Raw genomic sequence first — 19,128 nt, 5'->3', positions numbered from 1 at the left:
GATTTTTTTATTTTTCATGATTATTGGGTATTATTCCGGTTTAAACAAATAATTATCGTCTTGAATACAAGAGTCAGGAACAAACTTATACAGTTGGCCAGAACTGACGGAAGTCCAATTTCATATAGAAGGTTGGTAAATACCGCCGAATTGGGCTTGAATCTGGAGATCAAACATGAAAAGCAGTTGCTTGGTACAATATTAGATGAGATCTCTGTTGAGGAGCATGAAGAAGGGCGTCCATTGCTTAGTGCTCTGGTCCAGAATAAAAAGAACGGACAGGGAGATCGCTTCTATAAACTTGCAGAGACTCTGGGGTTTGGAGATTGGAAAGAGTTGAAAAATGATAAGGACTTTAAACACGAGCATATTGTTAAGTGTCGGGAGTTCTGGCAAAATGAAGAAAACTATAACAAATACTTTTAGTGATACTACTAAGGTTCTTGCTTAGTACTTTTTAAGTGTTTTGCTACTTTTTCTATCAGTTTGTTGTGCCCACTTTCAGCAACATGAAGCTCATAAACTTTTACATGTTTAAGAAGCTTGTACATGCCTTTTTTAGTAATGATCTTATCATGGGTGCCGAGGAACATTTCAAGACTAATGTTATAGTGGTTGATCAAGCTTCCCATTTTTTTCATGTTAAAACTTAGCTCTTTAAATACCACCCATGCATAGTACACTCTCCTGCGCTTTTTTCGTGTATTCATTTGGCTGGAAGCAAATTTTAATATTCCTTTCTCTACCAGGCCAGCTTTTTTTGCAATATTGATCAGGTTAAAGAATCGGTGCGGCTTAACGATCATGCTTTTAAAGTAGTTTTTTAAAAACACAGGGTAAGTGGCCAGACTATACCAAGTATTGGTTTTTATTCCATCAGGAGCCAATAGCATGACTTTATCTATTCGTTCAGGGTGGGTTTCCAATGTAGCAAGTGCAAACTTTCCTCCAAGACTGAAACCACAAAGTGAGAAATTATCAATATGATGTGTCTGGGTGAATTTATCAATGAATTCTTTCCAGAATTCTTTTGTCATAGGGGTATCCTGATCGTTCCAATAGCTTTTTCCATGATAGAACAGGTCAAAGCAATACATCGTATACTCTTGTGTGAGCGCCTCTGTCAAGGGTTCAAAATCAGGTCCCGTTTGGCCAAAACCATGAAATGCAAGAAGTGTTTTAGCTCCTTCACCATACTTGTAATAGTGAATATGATGGTTTTGAAATAGTATTGTTGCAGAAGTTGACACTGATAATTGAATAACTTTTTAAAAATAATTTCTAAACATATAAAATATTTTTGTTAGTCATCCGACTATATCCAGAGAGATGGCAAATGATGCAATTATATATCTGAAATTATCCATGCTAAAAAAGCAGGAAGAAACCATAAAGAAGGAAAAAGGGAGACTGCTAAGTTTTATCCGTACCAAAGTTAGTAGCCTGGAAGATGCTGAGGATATCTTGCAGGATGTGCTATTGCAATTTGTTAATGGGTATGGTGCCATCGACTCTATTGAAAAGGCGACATCATGGCTGTTCAGTGTTGCCAGACATAAAATAATAGATTCATATAGAAAGCAAAAGGTAAGATCAAATACAATCAATCTGAGTGAAACTGCTGTAGGTGATGATGATCAGCCACTAATGCTTAGTGATATTTTGCCAGACCTCGGTCAGGCTCCTGAAGAGTTGCATTTTCGTGAGATAATATGGGAGCAGGTTACTCAGGCCTTGGATAATCTTCCTGAAGATCAGCGTGAGATATTTATAAAGCATGAATTTGAAGAAGTTGGTTTTAAAGAACTATCAGAAAAATACAACGTGCCTGTAAATACATTGATATCCAGGAAAAGATACGCGGTACTGGCGCTGAGAAAGAAATTAGAGGCATTGTATAAAGAAATTTAAAAATGAACTACAAGAGAAAAGGAAAGAAGATCGTACTGATCCTACTGATAGTAGGAGCCGTAGCAACGGCGATCGGGTGGTTGGTAATGTTGTTGTGGAACTGGCTTGTGCCAGACTTGTTCAATGGCCCCAAAATAACTTTCTGGCAGGCACTAGGGTTGTTTTTGTTGTCAAAATTGTTTTTTGGTATTTCAGGTAGGAAAGGTGGAGGCCATTGGAAACATAAATGGAAACATAAAATGGCTAGTATGTCGCCAGATGAAAGGGAAAGATTTAAGGAGAGGTTCATGTGCAAGTGGGATAAGACCCCAAATCCCACTCCTGAAAATGTGAAGGAGGAAACCCATAAATAGCGGTAAGCGAGAGTAGTTTAATTAAAATTTAATTTTTTGAAATATGAGTAACCTCTTTGAGGTCAATTCGTTAGTGCTGTATAAAAACTATGGAAACTTTTAGGATACAAATAGTTTCCATAGTTTTGTAGCTTTAAAAAATGAAGAAGTAACAGTGGACATTAAAACAAAAATAATTGATGGTGCCGGAGAGCTTTTTACAAGATATGGTGTAAGAAGCGTTTCTATGGATGATATAGCTCGTCAGTTGTCTATTTCGAAAAAAACAATTTATCAATATTTTAAGGATAAAGATGAGATAGTGACTAAGGCGGTTAAAGCACGCATTGAATTTGAAAAAGAGGAGTACGACGAGATATTCTGTTCCTGTCATGATGCAGTAGAAGAGTTATCAAAGGTATGTAAATGCATGAGAAAGGATTTCCATGAAATGAACCCTTCATTACTTTTTGATTTACAGAAATATCACCCAAAAGCCTGGAGAGTTTGGCTTGACTTTAAAAACAAGCATATGAGGGATACAGTGGTAACAAACCTTAAGAGGGGGATCGCAGAAGGTTACTTTAGAAAGGAGATTGACCCTGAGTTTATGGCTATTCTTAGAGTGGAGCAGGTACAGTTAGCTTTTGATAATCAGGTGTTCGCAGCAGATAAATTTAACCTTAAGGAAACGCAGATGAAGTTACTTGACCACTATGTCCACGGCATCGTTACAGAGAAAGGTAGAAAACTTTATATGGAGTACTTAGAAAAAGAAAAAACTTTAAATCAAACCAGCAACAACTAATGAAGTTTAAGATCAGCTTAGTTATAGGATTTGTATTGTTGACAATATCAGCTATAGCACAGGAGGAGGGTCCTAAGAGCCTTTCTTTACAAGAGTGTATAGATTATGCACTTACTAATAACCAAAGTGTTGTGAATGCGGCATATGAAAAAGAAATAGCCCAGACCCAGGTTGGGGAAACTCTAAGTAGGGGCTTGCCACAGGTAAATGTAGATGCAGGCATCAATTACAACTTTGAACCACAGAAATCTTTGCTCGATGCTAGTAATTTTGATCCCAGTGCTCCTGAAGGTCAGGAAATAGAGCTTTCTTTTCAGCAAAAATATGATGGAAACTTAGGGCTTTCCGTACGTCAACTAATTTTTGACGGTTCATTCTTTGTCGGGTTACAGGCTTCAAAAACCTATAAGGAGTTATCTACCAAAGAACACATAAAGACTCAAATTGATGTAGTGGAGGCAGTTTCAAAAGCTTATTATAATGTGCTGGTTACTGAAGAGCGTTTTGAGTTGCTCAAGGTTAATTATGGAAGACTTGATTCTTTGCTCAATGATACCAGAGCCATGTATGAAAATGGTTTCGCTGAGAAGATCGATGTGAGCAGGTTAAAGGTTCAACATAATAATCTGCAAGTGCAGGTGGATAATACGCAAAAGTTACTTGTGATCAACCGCGATTTATTAAAGTTCCAAATGGGGATGCCGATAACACAGGAATTGCTACTAACGGATCAACTCGAGGAAGTGGCATTTACCGATCCCACTTTTGAAAATGAGGACTTTAACTATACAGAGCGCATTGAGTATTCGCAATTACAGACCAATATGGCATTGGCCAACCTTGATCTTAAAAACAACAGAGTACAATACATACCAACCCTTTATGCGAATTTTAACTATGGTTATAATACCCAGACCGGACAGTCAAGTGAACTTTTTAAGTCAAATAGGTGGCTGAACTACGGTAACACGGGGCTTTCTCTTAATATTCCTCTATTTGATGGTTTTCTAAAGAGTAGCAGGATACAAAAAAACAAGATCCAGATCAGGCAGATCGAAAAATCTTTTGAGCAGATGGAAAATACCATTGATCTCCAGATCAACCAGGCGAAGGTCAATATGGCAAATTCGTTGGAGCAAATGAAAGCTCAGAGGGAAAATATGGAGTTGGCTGAAGAGATCTATAATGTAACTAAAATAAAATATCAGGAAGGTGTAGGCTCTAACCTGGAAGTGGTTGAAGCCGATGCCGATTATAAAGAAGCACAAACGAATTATTACAATGCACTTTATGATGCTTTAGTAGCTAAGGTGGAGCTTGACAAGGCATATGGCGTTTTACTTAAATAAGAAACCTTTGAAATTGAATTTCAATAACACTATGAAAACAAGAATAGTATTACTTTTTGTAGCCGTTTCATTGCTTTCGGCTTGCAGCAACAATGAAAACAACTCCATTGAAAGCCTATTGGCTAGTGGAGATCTTGATAAAATAAAGACTAAGAAAGGTGAGCTAACAGCCCAAATCAGACGTATGGAGAAGGACTTATCTCTTCTGGATTCGGTTATTGATGCTAAGAGTACTAATCATAAGTTACCATTGGTTACAGCTTATAAAATTGAAAAGAAGACTTTTCAGCATTACATAGAGTTGCAGGGTGATGTAACGACAAAGCAGAATGTGCTTGTATATCCTGAGGTGCCTGGTACTCTGCTTAAGATCTATGTTACAGATGGAGATAAAGTAAGCAAAGGACAATTGCTGGCTACAATTGATAATGGGGGTATGAGTAGCCAGTTACAACAACAAAAAACCCAGCTTGCTTTAGTTAAAACTACCTATGAAAGACAAAAAAGGCTTTGGGAGCAAAAGATAGGCACGGAAATTCAGTTTCTAGAAGCCAAAGCCAGGTATGAGGCACAGGAGGATGTTGTTAGGCAGTTACAACGCCAGCTGGATAAGTACTCGATCAGAGCACCTTTTAATGGTATTGTAGATGATGTTATCAAAGATCAGGGAACTGTAGTTAGTCCCGGTCCCGGATCTGAGGTTTTTAGAGTTGTTAATTTGTCAGATATGTACATCAATGTTGATGTGCCTGAGTCACACCTGACCAGTGTTAATGTAGGAAAGAAAGTTCACGTTTATTTTCCGGTGCTTAACGATACCATAGACTCTAAAGTGAGGCAAGCAGGCAACTACATTAATCCTATGAATAGGGCATTTAATGTGGAGGTTCCAATTCCAAATAAAAAAGGGCAGGTCAAGCCCAATCTTTCAGCTAAAGTGTTTATCAATGATTATACCAATGAGGAAGCTATACTTATTCCTCAGGGCATAATTTCTGAGAATGCCGAAGGAGAACAGTATGTATATGTAGCGACTAAAATCAATGCAGAAAATACCGCTGTGGCCGAAAAGAGAATAATTTCTACAGGTAAAACTCAGGGAGAACTAGTTGAAATTACTAATGGGCTGTCCATTGGAGAATCACTGGTAGATGAGGGAGCAAGAAGGGTTAAAGCGGGACAAGAGGTTCAAATAATAAAGCAATAAGCAGGATGAGCAAACAACAAAAGAAAGTAGATAAGGAATTTTGGTTTTCATCATGGGCCATAGATAACCCCTCGGTGATCTTTGTGATGATCGGTATCTTCCTTATCATAGGAATTTCCTCTTACTTTTCAATGCCGCGTGAAGACTTTCCTGAAATCAAGGAGACGAAAATATACATCAGTACTCCGTATAGAGGGAATACGGCTGAAGATATTGAGCGACTAATTACTGATCCACTGGAAGATCAGCTGAAGAATGTTAGTAATGTCGTTGAGATCATTTCTACTTCTCAGGAGGATTATTCCATTATTACTGTAGAGTTTGATGAGCATATTTCGGTAGACGCTGCAAAGCAAAAGGTAAAGGATAAAGTAGATAGCGAAAAAGCCAGTGCTGACTGGCCGCTGTTTAATGGTGCTAAAGTTGAACCTAATGTCTTTGACCTGAACCTATCGGAAGAGTTTCCTATCATGAATATCAACATTTCAGGAGACTATCCGGTAGATAAATTGAAGGAGTTTGGTGAATATCTTGAAGATGAAATAGAAGATCTGCCTCAAATCAAGCAGGTGGATATTCGTGGTGCTCAGGAAAAAGAGGTAGAGGTAGCCGTTGATATTTATAAGATGATGGCAGCAAAGGTGAGTTTCGATAATATTTTGCAAGCCATCGGTAACGGCAATATGACCATGTCTGCCGGAAACCTGAAAAATAACGGTCAGCGCAGAACCATTAGGGTGTTAGGTGAAATTGAAGATCCTAAGCAGCTTGAGAATTTTGTAGTGAAGCATGAAAAAAATTCACCGGTGTACCTTAAGGATATTGCTGAAGTTAGTTTTAGAGCTAAAGATAAAACCACTTATGCAAGGGAGTTTGGTCACCCCGTGGTGATGCTTGATGTAAAGAAGCGTGCGGGTAAGAACATGATTGAGGCTGCCAATAGCATAAAAGAGATTATAACTAAGGCTAAAGCAGAGCATTTTCCTCCGGATATTGAAATTACAGTTTCTAACGACTCATCTTCCAAGACTCTTAATCAAGTGGAAGACCTCGTGAATAACATTATTTTCGGTATTATCCTGGTTGTTACTGTATTAATGTTCTTCCTGGGTTTTAGAAATGCTCTTTTTGTAGGGTTTGCCATCCCGATGTCTATGTTTATGTCCTTTACGATCCTTTCAGCGATGGGCTACACGCTCAATACAATGATATTATTTGGGTTGATCATGGGACTTGGTATGCTCGTAGATAATGGTATTGTGGTGGTTGAAAACGTGTACCGACTGATGGAAGAAGAGGGTTATAGCAGATTAAAGGCTGCAAAGAAAGGTATTGGCGAAATTGCTTTCCCAATCATTATTTCTACAGCTACAACGGTTGCTGCATTCGTACCGCTGGGAATGTGGCCGGGCGTTATGGGACAGTTTATGATATATTTCCCAATCACTTTATCCGTTGTGCTGGGTTCATCTCTCCTAGTGGCCATTTTTATGAATTCAATGTTGGTATCTCAATTGATGGATACTGAAGACAAAGAATTGAAAGTTAAACAATTGGTTAGGATCACTATTATTCTGGTAGGATTTGGAGTGATAATCTTTATTTTTGGAGGCTTGGTGAAAGGCCTGGGTACGCTTTTAGTATTTACTGCTTTTATGTTCTGGGTGTACAAATATCTGATCAAGAAAAGTGCACTTCGCTTTCAAAGGAGAACTCTTGTCAAGTTTGAAAACTTATACGAAAAGTTACTAAAACATGCATTGAAGAAACGAAATGTATACTGGTACTTTAGTGTAATGGTTATCCTTCTGTTTGCCTCATTCATGTTTTTTGGAATGTCAATTGGCTCAGGAAGAACGAAGATTGAGTTTTTTCCGGATAACACGCCAAATCAGATTATAGTCTACATTGAATACCCGGAAGGTACGGCAATTGCAAAGACCAATAAGATCACTAGGGAAATTGAAGAGCGCGTTTACTCGGTTATCAATGATCCTGAATATAAAGAAGGGGATTATAATTTCCTTGTTGAATCTTCCGTATCGCAAGTAGGAGAGGGAGCAGGTAACCCTCAAACGGATGGAGGTTCATCTGCTGAGATGCCACATCGTGCGAAGATCACTACCTCAATGCGAGAGTATAAATACCGTAGAGGCAAAGATTCTGAGCAGTTGCGTCAAAAAGTACAGGAGTCCCTCAGGGGAATATATCCGGGAGTGGCAATTTCAGTGGAAAAAGATGCTGTTGGACCTCCTGCAGGTTACCCGATCAATATTGAGCTGGAAGGGCGTGATTATGATAAGCTAATCGCTACGGCTGAGGATATGAGGAATTTCATTAATAGCAAAAACATTGCAGGTATTGATGAACTCAAAATAGATGTGAACAGAAGCAAGCCTTCAATGCAAGTGAGAGTTGATAGAGAAAAAGCAGGTGAGCTAGGTGTGGCTGTTGGGCAGGTTGGAAGGCAGTTGCGAAGATCAATATTTGGGGAGAAGGCAGGCATTTACAAAAAGCATGGCGATGACTACGATATCAACGTTCGTTTTAATGAAGATATTCGCTATAACTCCAGTGCTATATTTAATCAGAATATTACCTACAGAGACCAGTCTAATGGTCAGATAATGGAGGTGCCTGTTTCGGCAGTGGCTTATAAGAAAAACACCTCTGGCTTCAGTGCCATTAAGCACCGAGATACTAAAAGGGTAGTTACGGTTTACTCTGCTCTTGAACCAGGTTTTACGGATGCAGGAGCCATTGTAACGGAGATCCGAAAGGCTATGGAATTGTATAAAGGCCTTCCAAAGGGCATAAAAGTTGATTATACAGGCCAGATAGAGGAGCAAAACAAGCAAATGAACTTTTTGATGGGAGCATTTTTTGCAGGTCTGGGACTTATCATGTTGCTTCTGGTGTTCCAATTTGGAGGCATTTCAAAGCCAGCTATAATTATGATGGCTATATTCCTCAGCTTCATTGGAGTATTCGGAGGGTTGATCATCACGGGCTGGCCATTTGTAATCATGATGACCATGATGGGAATTATTTCATTGGCAGGTATCGTGGTAAATAACGGAGTGGTACTACTTGACTATACACAATTGCTAATAGACCGGAAGAAGGTACAGTCAGGTGTAGATGAGGCTGATATGCTGGATAAAGAAGATGCAAGAGTAGAAATTGTTAAAGCAGGAAAAGCACGTCTCAGACCAGTTATTTTGACGGCAGTTACCACAGTGTTGGGGCTTATACCTTTGGCAGTAGGTCTGAACGTTGATTTCTTTTCGTTATTTGGGGAATTTGATCCTAAGATCTATATAGGTGGTGATAACGTGATCTTCTGGGGACCTTTGGCATGGACTGTTATCTTTGGCTTGGTAGTCGCTACATTCCTTACCTTGATTATTGTACCAGTATTATACACTATAGTTTATAGGGTTAAGTATTGGCTCTACGTAAAGCGAAAAGCAAGAAAAGAGCGAAAAAAGAAGGCAAAGGAAGAAGCAATAGCAAAGGTTGAATTAGCAGAAGCTAGCATTTAATGAGATTTAAAGTTTTAGGTAAATGAATAAAGTGTTGTTGGTATTAGGGACGTTTGTAGTGCTGTTTCTAATCGATTGGTATGTTTATAACGGCATATTGACGCTGGTTAGAAACAGCACGTTATTCACGCGTAATGTCATCCGGTATTCCTATTGGGGTATTACATTTGTGACATTTAGTGTTATCTTCTTTTATAATTTTGGAAATCCTGATTGGTTTAAAGGCCAATCCAGAAGCCTAATATTTACAGGTATATTTATTAACTATTTTTCCAAAATGTTTGCTGTACTTTTTCTGTTTAGCGACGATCTGGTGCGTTTAGGTAAATGGTTGGCTACATATTTTCAGAATCCGGAACCTACGGGTACTTCAAAGGGGATATCACGAAATGAGTTCCTGGTAAAGACAGCAGTAGTTGCTGGTACTGTGCCTCTTGTAGCTATGAGTTGGGGTATTATTTCAGGAGCACACGATTACAGAATACGTAGGAAAACCATTCATTTACCTAATTTACCCAAATCTTTTGATGGCATACAGATAGGGCAGCTTTCCGACATACATTCAGGAAGTTTCTTTAATAAAACAGCAGTGAAGGGCGGTGTTGAAATGCTGATGGATGAGAAGCCTGATGTGGTGTTTTTTACGGGTGATCTTGTAAATAATGAAAGCAGTGAGGTAAGAGATTATATCAATATTTTTGATAAAGTAGATGCTCCGCTGGGAGTGTATTCGACCACAGGTAATCATGATTATGGTGATTACAGCTCCTGGTCATCACCTCAGGCAAAGCAGAGGAATTTTAATGACCTGATGGAGGCTCATAGGCTTATGGGGTATGACCTGTTGATGAATGAGCATAGGATGCTCGAACTTGATGGAGATAAGATAGCCATATTAGGTATTGAAAACTGGGGTATGGGAAGGTTCCCTAAGTATGGAGATATGACTAAAGCGTATGCTGGCACTGAGGAAGCAGCTGTTAAATTGTTATTGTCACATGATCCAAGTCACTGGGATGCACAAGTTCGTCAGGAATATCAGGATATAGATTTGATGTTTGCGGGGCATACTCATGGATTTCAGTTTGGAGTTGAAATAGGAGGTTTTAAATGGAGCCCTTCACAGTATGTCTATAAACAATGGGCAGGACTTTACACAGAAGGAAATCAGCATTTGTATGTTAACCGTGGGTTTGGGTATATAGGGTATCCAGGTAGGGTCGGAATGGCTCCGGAAATTACAATTTTGACCTTAAAAAGAGCTTAAAAAGGAGGCTGTCTTAAAAGGACAAAGGTTCTCGGGCACCTATCTGAGAAAAATCTTGGATTAAAAAAGAGGTCGTCTCAAAATACTTTTGAGACGACCTCTTTTTTAATAGGCTCGCTCTACCTCACCGGACCCATAAACTTTTTTGGTCACCGATTTGGTATTGCCTTTATGCTTGATAGTGCCACTGCCATAGATCTCAGCCTGTAGGTTATCACTTACTTTTATTTCACATATTCCCGATCCGCTTATTTTTACATCAGCTTGCTCCAGTTCGCAATCATAGGCATGTACAGACCCAGAGCCACTGATGGATATATCATTATCGGAGGCATATCCCTTAACCGCAATGTTTCCCGATCCGGATATTTTGGTTTTGACCTCACGTCCTTTGATATCAAGATCCATACTGCCAGAACCAGTAACTGCCAGATCCAGGTCATTGGAGGCTATGGAGTTTTCACTAATTATCTTTCCAGAACTGTTTACCTTTAACTTATGAATTTCTTTCATGCTTATGATGAGCTTCATGGTAGGGGAAATCTTGATGTCGTCAATCCTGGCCCACACACTTTTGTTTTTCTCATCTTTTTTGTGCTGCACATTAATATGAAGTACACCGTCTTCTACTTTGAATTCACTAATTTCATAGATATCGGTTAGTGCCTCTACAGTTACCTCTTGCTTGTTAGTTTGCTTAAGGTAAACCGTATAGTTAGAGTTCACATAGACACTGTGAAATGCAGGAAGTTCTAGTGTTTTTTTAGTGATTTCAGGACCTATTGGGTCTTTGTTTGTCCCATACAGGCTAAATGTAACAGCCAGGGCAACTAAGATTAATAATAACTTTGGTTTCATTGGTTTTAACTTTAAAATTGAGTTCAGAAGTTACTGTTTTTAAAGCATTTTTAAAACCCATTACAACCATTGAAATTACGGGTTAACCTACTCTTTCACCCAGTCGTCTGACGAGGATACTCCAATACTTCCATTTTTGTATTCCATGATGAAGTCGAGCATTACTTCTTTTCTACAGCCTTGAAAGCTTGTATTACTGATACTTCTCATCAGTATGGGATATGAGCGCCCATACTCTCTAGAGAAGCTCACTATACTATCGTTTTCATCCAGAAGAAAACCCCATTCTATTTTTATGATATCTTTTTTACAGCCTTGTGGAGCAAAACCAAATACATCATAATTATAAACGCCGGTGCCATCTTCATGTAGTTCCAGGTAGCCTGTTTTATGCCCGGCGTAAGTCCCGTAAAATTGCATAGGTACCTCGTAAGTAGTTTCTACAGGCTTGCCATTGTATTCTATGGTTCGGTGTTTTTGGTTAGCACCCCATAAAGCCAGGAGACTAAAAGATAGTAGTAGTGAAAATTTCATTAAAGTTGGTTTATCAGGTTTACTAAACTACTAAAGTTTAATAAACCCGAAAAGCTATTTTTTTAAAATGGTAGATCGTCTTCGTTTCCATCAGTGATCCAGCCTGGCTCTTCCATTTGATCCATACCACCGTCTGCTGGAGGGGGAGTTTGAGCCCCTGATGATGCTCCTTCAATTTTCCAGGCTTGCAGAGAGTTGAAATACTTAACTACACCTTTAGGGTCAGTCCATTTTCTACCTTTCAGGTTAAAGTAAACATCAACTTCATCATTTGCTTTATAGCTATCCAGAATGGCACACTTGTCCTGGATCATTTCAAATTTTAAATATTCAGGATACTGTGGGTTTTCAGCATACTCCAATACAAATTCTCTCTTTTTAAATGAGTTGGATACTTGTTGGGTATCCGAGATTTCTAAAATTTTACCCTTTACGTTCATTGATCTGCTTTTATAAATTTTATTGACAGCAAAGTTAACAGTGCAGCCAAGTTTATTAAAGTATTAACGCCTTTTTCTGAAAATAGCAGTGAAAATTATCACAAACAGGATGGCACCAATGACCATGATTAATAGGGTGGAAGCATCTATGAGTTCTACGGCATGCATTTATCTAAAATTTACTTATTGATTTACCCGAGGCAATAGTAATTATTTCCTTTCTCGTTAACATGACGAATGACATTTAAATTTACTATTTCATGACTAAAATTTAATTCTGGTTTGAAATTTCACATCGGTTTTGATATTGCCTTGAATTTTATCGGTTCCAGAGCCAATTGACTCTATCTCTCGATAGTGGGTTCTGGCGAACCTAATCCAGAAGTTGATTTTTCGTGTGGCTTTGTATTGCAGAAGTATATACTGGCGCGTACCCTTCCCACTGTATGGAGGTATGGAGAAACCATATAGCACATCTTTCTCGTATACATACTGTCGGTTGTCATAGTCGTCCGTGTCGAATAGGGCCAGTCTGCCGCAGACCCTTAATTTGTTCAGATCGATGCTTATATCCTGTACCATGGCAAAACCATAGGTTATCTGGTTTTGTGTTTCATAGTTACTGAATTGCACTCTTGATTTAAAAGATACATCCTTGTGTGGCGTGTGATCTAAATTAATCATATAGCTGCGCTTAAAGTTGTTTAAGGGAGCTTTTAAACCAGAAGTCCTCTCTTGAACATTACGTGCTTTTGATTGCTCTCTGTATTGTAAATAAAAGATTGTTTTTCGACTGGGTATATAACTTAACCTGGTCAGGTATTCATAGCCATTAGAAGGTGCATCAATTCTATACTTCAGCCAGGGAAATGAGAATCTGTCAAAATATGTTGAGAGTATGAATTTTCGTGATGGTTGATATTTTAACCCCCAGTAAACACCTTGCTCATTTTGATTAATGGCAGATTCTCCAAATGCTTGTCCATGTATGCTACGAAAATTCCTTTCGTATCTTCTTAATACCACTGAGGTTTGAAGCTGAGGAGCCAGGTGTGCAATCAATCCGCCTACCACACCAATACCACCATTTCCAGACTGTCCGATTTCTGCAAATAGATTAATGTTCTGCCAATTATAATTGCTGGATAGACTTATCCCGAGGTTGTGTTTACCATGAAAGTCAAATTGCTTATAGGGTTTGTCTGCAGGGATAATCGGTAAACTGAAAAAGTCGGTAACCATGGTAAAGCCAACCTGAAGGTTACTCGGGTGGTTTTGGTAGAGTATGTTTCCTCCGGCAGATTGCTGTATAACCTGGTTATTGGCTGCAAGTTCGCTGGATGTCCGGTGTAATCCCGATAAATTTATAGAACGAATGAAGTTTTCGTTACTTATTAAAGTGTCAATTTCAGGAGTGGCATCTTGAGCTACTCTTGAATAAAAGCCCGTGATGTTTATTCGTTTACTCAATTTGTATGTTGAAGCAAAGCCTCTGAAATAATTACTTTCCAGAGTTGATGTGAAGGGTAGAATTCCGAGATTAGGTTTTCTGTTAGTTGTAATTGTTTCAGGGTTTTTGCCAATGTTAAAACCTGCGGCCAACAACAGACTTTGGCCAAACTGTATGCGATAATCCCCCAAAACGAGGTTTTTAAGACATCCCTTGTCTTGTAGCTGAAAATGAAAGCTATAAAAATCTGCTCCATACCTATTAGTAGGCCTATCAAAAGTTAGTGCTTCACCGGCATCTTTTTTAATAGTTAGACCGAGGCCGAAATCATGTGCATGTCTAACCCTGAATTTGAAGAGTAACTGGTCTGGGGAACCGGCGTATTTATTGCCCTTTTTAGTGTACCCAGCTTTTTTCTCAAGTGTTCTTTGGTAACGCAGTAAGATATAGTTGTTCGGTTCTGATAACATTCTCTTTATTAATGGTCGGTTATCGCTTTGAAGTCCGTCATCAGATACACGTATAAAGGGTAGTAGTCTTTGTATGGTCGGTATGTCAAACCCAGGAATAGCCTGTAGTTCGTAGATTGTTAAAAGGCGACCGTACTCATTGATGTAACTTTTGAGGTTGGAGATTTGAACTTCAGAAAGTATAAACAGAGACCTTAATTCTTCAACCGATGCCAAATTAAGGTTTAGTGGATGACTATAATAGAGTAATAGTGTTTCATAATATCCTGTACTTATTTCTTCATCTTTGAACGCCTGCGTATGTTCTGCTAAGCTTTGAAAGTCCTCCTCTATATCACTATTCTGACCGGGAAGAGGCATTGCATGAAGCATTAGTAGAGCTAACGCTATGAAATAGACTAATTTCATTACAGTTTTATGAAGTTGTAAGTAAGTGCGGCCTGATGGTTATATCCAATATTTGGATTAACGGTTAAAGCATAGTCTATTTTAAGTCTGGGAAGTACAAGCCCCAGGCCAAAGTAGCTGTTAAATGATTTAGTCTTTATTCCTATTCTTGCTAATAGCTTTTTGAGAAAGCTATATTCTAGTCCTATTCGCATGACCGCATCTAGATCAACGTCCTTTTCAATTTCAGCATTCAGATATATTTTATCGGAGGGATGGAAGGATAGCCCGGCGTTTAATATTGTGGGAATGTGCTCATTCTCAAAATCAGAAAGCTTTGCCTGATTGATATTTCTTATCAATGCTCCGAAGTATAGCTTCTTACTAAGCTCAGCTATACCACCAAAGTTGACGGTAAATATCCCTTTGTTTCCATACCCCTCAATGTGATATTGCAAATAATTCACCCGTATTCCAATGCCGGCCAATCCGAAGCGATTGCCATAGCTTATAGCAGCTGTTTGCTCATTGTACAGGTCATCACCAAATCTGAAAACAGATATTCCCACTCCTCCCATAAGCATAGGAGAAACAATACCTGCTGCAATTGAATTGAAACCTGCTATCCCGTATTTGTTTTCAAAGGCAAATAGTCCGTTGATGTTTTTACATGTATATAGTCCCGCAGGATTGTTGAATGAAGACCAGCTATCACTTGTGGCTACTACAGCGTAGCCCATAGCTGCGCCGCGGGCACCAATTTGTGATTGTCCATTTTGAGCTTCGGAGACGAAAAATAATAACAGAAAAAAAAGTGTCCCGTATAAATGTTTCAAGTGGCTTTGACATTATTGATTTTGTTTATATGGGGACCTGAATTTAAGAAAAATGCTTAATAAGAATAAATGTTATTATAATTTATTGCTCAGTCTTTCGAAAGCTTATGTTCTATTGATTATGCTGGTTTTTAGTGATTCAGCAGAGGCTCAGGATAAGCTTTACCCAAGTGGTGAGCTTAGAGCCACTGGAGAGTTGGTGAATGGTCAGAAGGAAGGAAAATGGACTTATTATTACCCTAACGGTAAGCTTAATGCTGTTGAGCACTATAGTAAGGGACAGTTACATGGTCAGGTAAGGTACTACAATGATCAGGGTAACCTGACAGGGATAGAAAACTGGAATCATGGTTTACCAGAGGATTCAGCTAAATACCTTCATGGTAATGGTGTCGTAGAAAAGGAAGGGGTTTATAAGCATGGGCAATATGCAGGTGAGTGGAGGTACTACCATGATAATGGACAATTAAAACGTATGGTAAGCTATGTCGATGGGTGGCCTCATGGCAATTGGGTAGTATATAACGAGAAGGGGGTAGTCATACAGGAAGGTAGGTATGAGAAAGGGAAAGAAACAGGGGAGTGGAAATTTTATACCAATAAGGGTAATTTGGAATTTTATGGGAACTATGCTGATGGTGAACGAGTGGGGAAATGGTATAGGATCAATAAAAAAGGAAAGAAGGAAGAGGTGGACTATTAAAACTCCTTCTTTAAGTGGAGAAAAATCCCAGCTTCTTTTTCACGATTTACTGAATATTCAAAACGTATCACAGTGTCATAATAAGTCACAAAATCAATGCCTGCCCCCGTTCCGAATAGGTAGCGATTTGTAAGTCGTGTGTTTTGCTCATAATTTTCGAAATTTTCTACATAGCCCATGTCAAAATATGTTTTAATATAGATAGCCAGGGGAAAGTCTCTAAACTGTTCGATGGGCAGGAAGTTGAGGCGTAGTTTGGTATCAAAAATCCTCTTTTTTAACGTAGTCCGGTTGAGATAAAATTTCTGTCCTTCTATTACATAAAGTTCATAACCTCTGACAAAGTCCTTTCTGTATCCCAAGCCTCGCAAATTAGCATAGGGTTGCCGTTCGGGGCCACTGAAGTAAAAAGCACTATAATTGGAAAGGTAAAAATTTCTGGTCAGGTTCAGAAACCTAGCATGATTAACATTGATACTGAACTGATCCAGGTCATTATAAAAACCCAACCCGAATTTATCCACTGAAAACACGGTTCGGTGTCCGTGCAGAGGGTAAGAGTTAACATCTCTTTTGTCAATGTTCAGATCATAGCTGATACTGAAGTAGCGTTGAGATGTTTGGCTGTTAAGATAATACTCTGGGTTAATGTTTGCAATAGTATCGTTTATTTCATTGTCGTTGAAAGTGATATTGACAGTATGCCGTGTATAAAATGAGTTACGGAAACGGTATCCGATATTATAGAGGCGACGAAGTTTTAGTAAACTCTCCGAGTCAAAAAATATACGTTTGTGCTCCACAGTACGTATAGCTATATTTTTGTTTTCGGCATAGAGGTAGTCTATGGAAATCCCATGTCTTTGAGCCCTGTCTATATAAGGTAGATCATATGATAGACCAAATTGCTTGGTAAAGCCAAACTGCATTTCCAACTTCAGGGTTTCATTCCTTCCTCGCATATTATTTCGGTATAGCTTGAGTCCATAATTTACACGACTGAAATCATGGTTCTGATTTTGCCACCAATCGTTAAAATTTCGATCAACGAGGTCGAATATTGGTGCAGGAAAAGTGTACCAGCGTTCAGAAACACGTACCACAACATCCACCACACCATCGGCAAGTTCCAGCGTGGTAATCTCCACAGTGTTAAACAAGCGGGTATTGATTATTTTACTTCTATCACTTTTGATGATGTCTTTTAGATCTTCATCAAAGTAATACTCTCCACGCTTAAGACTCATTTCGCGGAGTATTATTTTATCCCGGGTCTGTTTGTTTCCAATGATAAAGATATTGTCAATGTATATGTATCTCCCTTCTACTGCGGTTGAGTCTGCACTAGAATAGGCATGGTGGGACACTGCCACTGGGGTAACAGAGTCAGGAGTATTAAATACAAACAGAATTGAAATAAGAAATGCCAGCATCTTCTGAACCTACACCATGGGGACAAATGTGATTGAATATTCGACTATCATGTCTCCTAAAATAAAAAATAGTTATCTCATAATGCATAAGTTTATGAAATAACTATTCTCGATGTAAGAAAATATCGGTGTTTAACCGTCTATTTCTTTGTGTCTCCCTTTTGATAAGGCTTTGAAGAGAATGATAATACCAGCGATGATTAGCGGGATGCTTAATATCTGTCCCATATTATAGGTCATTTCATCTTCAAAAGCTACCTGATTTTCCTTAAACAACTCATGTACGAAACGCAAGCCAAATAATAGAATCAGAAATAGACCAAGGAGTAATCCTGGAGGTGTTTCATTTTTATACTTCCACCAAAGTGCAAGCAAAAGAAAGAATATAGCCAAAGAGGTTCCTGCCTCATAAAGTTGAGTAGGGTGCCTTGGAATACCATAGGTATTGACCACGGCACTGTAAGATCCATCATTATTCTTTGATACCTTATAGTCCAGCACCTGATCCTTAGGTTGGTATATATGTTCACTGACATATGAGTAATTCAAAGTTTCTTTGAATTTTCCATTGAAGTAAAACTCAATGCTTTCATCATTGATGATATCAGGTTGATTTTTAAAATCAATTTTAAGCTTAATTGGTACATAGCCCTGAGCATTTAGCTCGCGGGTTTCATCTTTTTCAAAATCAATGTTTTTGATAGGACTGGTATAGGCGTCGAAGGTACGCTCAACATCATGGGCGAAAATAACGCCATATTCGGATTTAGAAGGAATTCCATAGATTTCAGAGTTCATGAAATTGCCCGTACGGATCATACAACCGGCTAATGCAACTACAATAACAATTCTATCTACCACCTGAAGATAACTCTGATGAGGCCTCTTCTGCTTCTCAAATATAAAACGTTTTTTTGGCTTTGATAGAGGGTTTATGTTAATGATAATTTTATAGTTAACATATAACCAAAGAGCGAATAAAATTCCAAATGCAGCACCATGACTAGCTAGTCCACCTTCCCAGATCTTGAGAATATCTATGGGGTTTGATAAATATTTGTCTGGCTCATAAAAAAGAACGTGACCTAACCGTGCACCAAGAATAGTGGCAATAACCATGTATATGGTCAGAGTTTCTACATCCCTTTCAGGTTTACCTTCTTTGCGGTAGATGTAGAACATAATCTGCTGAGTAATAAGAAATGCCAGAGCAAATAGTAGCCCGTAATATCGAACAGGGCGGTCCAGCAAAGGGATGGTGAAAAACTCTGGATCAGTATTCCAGATGATATAGCTTAAAATTGACATGCGACAAATATAACTATCTCAGCATAATTGGCAATTAAACGACGGTTAAAGGTTTGTATTGTTAATGGTATCAGAGAGTGAGAGCGTTTATTTTTGAGCTTGGGAAAATTAAATTTTTATGTTTAAGTACACATTCAGAAAAATGTATAGACCAGAGTTAGTAAGCTTGGGCACAAACGTCTCGGTTATTGTAGCACAAACTTTAAACGAGCAGCCTGAATTTGCTGGAAGAGTCTGAGTCCTTCCGGTTCAGATGTCATTATTTAACAGGAAGTGGAGGTTTTACCCGT

At 38.6% G+C, this 19,128-nt stretch carries 17 protein-coding genes; 9 read left to right on the top strand and 8 right to left on the bottom strand.

The features are described 5' to 3' along the window. Positions 1-60 precede the first annotated feature (60 nt). A complete protein-coding gene (locus JMN32_RS03005; protein WP_202854797.1) occupies positions 61-426 on the top strand; it encodes a hypothetical protein in 366 nt (121 codons plus the stop codon). An 8-nt stretch (positions 427-434) separates the two neighbouring features. Here the strand turns inward: JMN32_RS03005 and JMN32_RS03000 are convergent, their stop codons facing one another. Next, complete coding sequence (locus JMN32_RS03000; protein WP_317191755.1) at positions 435-1,250, bottom strand: alpha/beta hydrolase; 816 nt, start codon at positions 1,248-1,250, stop codon at positions 435-437. A 79-nt stretch (positions 1,251-1,329) separates the two neighbouring features. Here JMN32_RS03000 and JMN32_RS02995 point away from each other — a divergent pair, with 79 nt between their 5' ends. From JMN32_RS02995 to JMN32_RS02965, 7 genes are all read left to right on the top strand, one after another. Next, a complete protein-coding gene (locus JMN32_RS02995) occupies positions 1,330-1,911 on the top strand; it encodes an RNA polymerase sigma factor (RefSeq protein WP_238354320.1) in 582 nt (193 codons plus the stop codon). A 2-nt stretch (positions 1,912-1,913) separates the two neighbouring features. Further along, entirely contained in the window at positions 1,914-2,264 is a 351-nt protein-coding gene (locus JMN32_RS02990; RefSeq protein ID WP_202854796.1) for a hypothetical protein, read from the top strand. Positions 2,265-2,418: 154 nt separating this feature from the next. Continuing rightward, a complete protein-coding gene (locus JMN32_RS02985; protein WP_202854795.1) occupies positions 2,419-3,051 on the top strand; it encodes a TetR/AcrR family transcriptional regulator in 633 nt (210 codons plus the stop codon). Next, complete coding sequence (locus JMN32_RS02980) at positions 3,051-4,400, top strand: TolC family protein (protein ID WP_202854794.1); 1,350 nt, start codon at positions 3,051-3,053, stop codon at positions 4,398-4,400. The genes JMN32_RS02985 and JMN32_RS02980 overlap by 1 nt, the downstream gene beginning before the upstream one ends. Positions 4,401-4,431: 31 nt before the next feature. Continuing rightward, positions 4,432-5,607, top strand: coding sequence for an efflux RND transporter periplasmic adaptor subunit (locus tag JMN32_RS02975; RefSeq protein ID WP_202854793.1), 1,176 nt, complete (start codon positions 4,432-4,434; stop codon positions 5,605-5,607). A 5-nt stretch (positions 5,608-5,612) separates the two neighbouring features. Next, complete coding sequence (locus JMN32_RS02970; protein ID WP_202854792.1) at positions 5,613-9,152, top strand: efflux RND transporter permease subunit; 3,540 nt, start codon at positions 5,613-5,615, stop codon at positions 9,150-9,152. Between the two features lie 22 nt (positions 9,153-9,174). Continuing rightward, positions 9,175-10,419: a metallophosphoesterase gene (locus JMN32_RS02965; RefSeq protein WP_202854791.1), complete on the top strand. Its 1,245-nt coding sequence runs from the start codon at positions 9,175-9,177 to the stop codon at positions 10,417-10,419. A 105-nt stretch (positions 10,420-10,524) separates the two neighbouring features. Here JMN32_RS02965 and JMN32_RS02960 read toward each other — a convergent pair whose 3' ends face one another. The 5 genes from JMN32_RS02960 to JMN32_RS02940 all read right to left on the bottom strand — a co-directional run bounded on the left by JMN32_RS02960 (position 10,525) and on the right by JMN32_RS02940 (position 15,394). Then, entirely contained in the window at positions 10,525-11,277 is a 753-nt protein-coding gene (locus JMN32_RS02960; protein ID WP_202854790.1) for a head GIN domain-containing protein, read from the bottom strand. Positions 11,278-11,364: 87 nt separating this feature from the next. Further along, the gene (locus JMN32_RS02955) at positions 11,365-11,811 is read right to left on the bottom strand and encodes a hypothetical protein (RefSeq protein ID WP_202854789.1); all 447 of its coding nucleotides are present in this window, start codon (positions 11,809-11,811) and stop codon (positions 11,365-11,367) included. A 62-nt stretch (positions 11,812-11,873) separates the two neighbouring features. Continuing rightward, positions 11,874-12,251 (bottom strand): DUF3127 domain-containing protein, encoded by a 378-nt coding sequence (locus JMN32_RS02950; protein ID WP_202854788.1) that lies wholly within the window; start codon positions 12,249-12,251, stop codon positions 11,874-11,876. A gap of 264 nt (positions 12,252-12,515) precedes the next feature. Then, positions 12,516-14,579: a ComEA family DNA-binding protein gene (locus JMN32_RS02945; RefSeq protein WP_202854787.1), complete on the bottom strand. Its 2,064-nt coding sequence runs from the start codon at positions 14,577-14,579 to the stop codon at positions 12,516-12,518. After that, positions 14,579-15,394 (bottom strand): PorV/PorQ family protein, encoded by an 816-nt coding sequence (locus tag JMN32_RS02940; protein WP_202854786.1) that lies wholly within the window; start codon positions 15,392-15,394, stop codon positions 14,579-14,581. The genes JMN32_RS02945 and JMN32_RS02940 overlap by 1 nt, the downstream gene beginning before the upstream one ends. 52 nt (positions 15,395-15,446) lie before the next feature. Here JMN32_RS02940 and JMN32_RS02935 point away from each other — a divergent pair, with 52 nt between their 5' ends. Next, on the top strand, positions 15,447-16,097 hold the full coding sequence (locus JMN32_RS02935) for a toxin-antitoxin system YwqK family antitoxin (RefSeq protein WP_202854785.1): 651 nt from the start codon (positions 15,447-15,449) through the stop codon (positions 16,095-16,097). Here JMN32_RS02935 and JMN32_RS02930 read toward each other — a convergent pair. Both JMN32_RS02930 and JMN32_RS02925 read right to left on the bottom strand, forming a co-directional pair. Beyond that, complete coding sequence (locus JMN32_RS02930; protein WP_202854784.1) at positions 16,094-17,530, bottom strand: BamA/TamA family outer membrane protein; 1,437 nt, start codon at positions 17,528-17,530, stop codon at positions 16,094-16,096. The genes JMN32_RS02935 and JMN32_RS02930 overlap by 4 nt on opposite strands. 132 nt (positions 17,531-17,662) lie before the next feature. After that, the gene (locus tag JMN32_RS02925) at positions 17,663-18,838 is read right to left on the bottom strand and encodes a prolipoprotein diacylglyceryl transferase (RefSeq protein ID WP_202854783.1); all 1,176 of its coding nucleotides are present in this window, start codon (positions 18,836-18,838) and stop codon (positions 17,663-17,665) included. Positions 18,839-19,128 lie beyond the last annotated feature (290 nt).

This window comes from Fulvivirga marina (assembly GCF_016775155.1).
Classification (GTDB): domain Bacteria; phylum Bacteroidota; class Bacteroidia; order Cytophagales; family Cyclobacteriaceae; genus Fulvivirga; species Fulvivirga marina.
Note: the sequence above shows the minus strand (reverse complement) of the source record. Positions and strands in the feature narration are given on the sequence as shown.

What these genes read in the sequence shown, in the direction of transcription:
- JMN32_RS02995 (WP_238354320.1), top strand. Translation starts at nt 1,330, where the DNA reads ATGGCAAATGATGCAATTATATATCTGAAATTATCCATGCTAAAAAAG.
- JMN32_RS02990 (WP_202854796.1), top strand. Translation starts at nt 1,914, where the DNA reads ATGAACTACAAGAGAAAAGGAAAGAAGATCGTACTGATCCTACTGATA.
- JMN32_RS02980 (WP_202854794.1), top strand. Translation starts at nt 3,051, where the DNA reads ATGAAGTTTAAGATCAGCTTAGTTATAGGATTTGTATTGTTGACAATA.
- JMN32_RS02975 (WP_202854793.1), top strand. Translation starts at nt 4,432, where the DNA reads ATGAAAACAAGAATAGTATTACTTTTTGTAGCCGTTTCATTGCTTTCG.
- JMN32_RS02970 (WP_202854792.1), top strand. Translation starts at nt 5,613, where the DNA reads ATGAGCAAACAACAAAAGAAAGTAGATAAGGAATTTTGGTTTTCATCA.
- JMN32_RS02965 (WP_202854791.1), top strand. Translation starts at nt 9,175, where the DNA reads ATGAATAAAGTGTTGTTGGTATTAGGGACGTTTGTAGTGCTGTTTCTA.
- JMN32_RS02960 (WP_202854790.1), bottom strand. Translation starts at nt 11,277, where the DNA reads ATGAAACCAAAGTTATTATTAATCTTAGTTGCCCTGGCTGTTACATTT.
- JMN32_RS02955 (WP_202854789.1), bottom strand. Translation starts at nt 11,811, where the DNA reads ATGAAATTTTCACTACTACTATCTTTTAGTCTCCTGGCTTTATGGGGT.
- JMN32_RS02950 (WP_202854788.1), bottom strand. Translation starts at nt 12,251, where the DNA reads ATGAACGTAAAGGGTAAAATTTTAGAAATCTCGGATACCCAACAAGTA.
- JMN32_RS02945 (WP_202854787.1), bottom strand. Translation starts at nt 14,579, where the DNA reads ATGAAATTAGTCTATTTCATAGCGTTAGCTCTACTAATGCTTCATGCA.
- JMN32_RS02935 (WP_202854785.1), top strand. Translation starts at nt 15,447, where the DNA reads ATGCTTAATAAGAATAAATGTTATTATAATTTATTGCTCAGTCTTTCG.
- JMN32_RS02930 (WP_202854784.1), bottom strand. Translation starts at nt 17,530, where the DNA reads ATGCTGGCATTTCTTATTTCAATTCTGTTTGTATTTAATACTCCTGAC.
- JMN32_RS02925 (WP_202854783.1), bottom strand. Translation starts at nt 18,838, where the DNA reads ATGTCAATTTTAAGCTATATCATCTGGAATACTGATCCAGAGTTTTTC.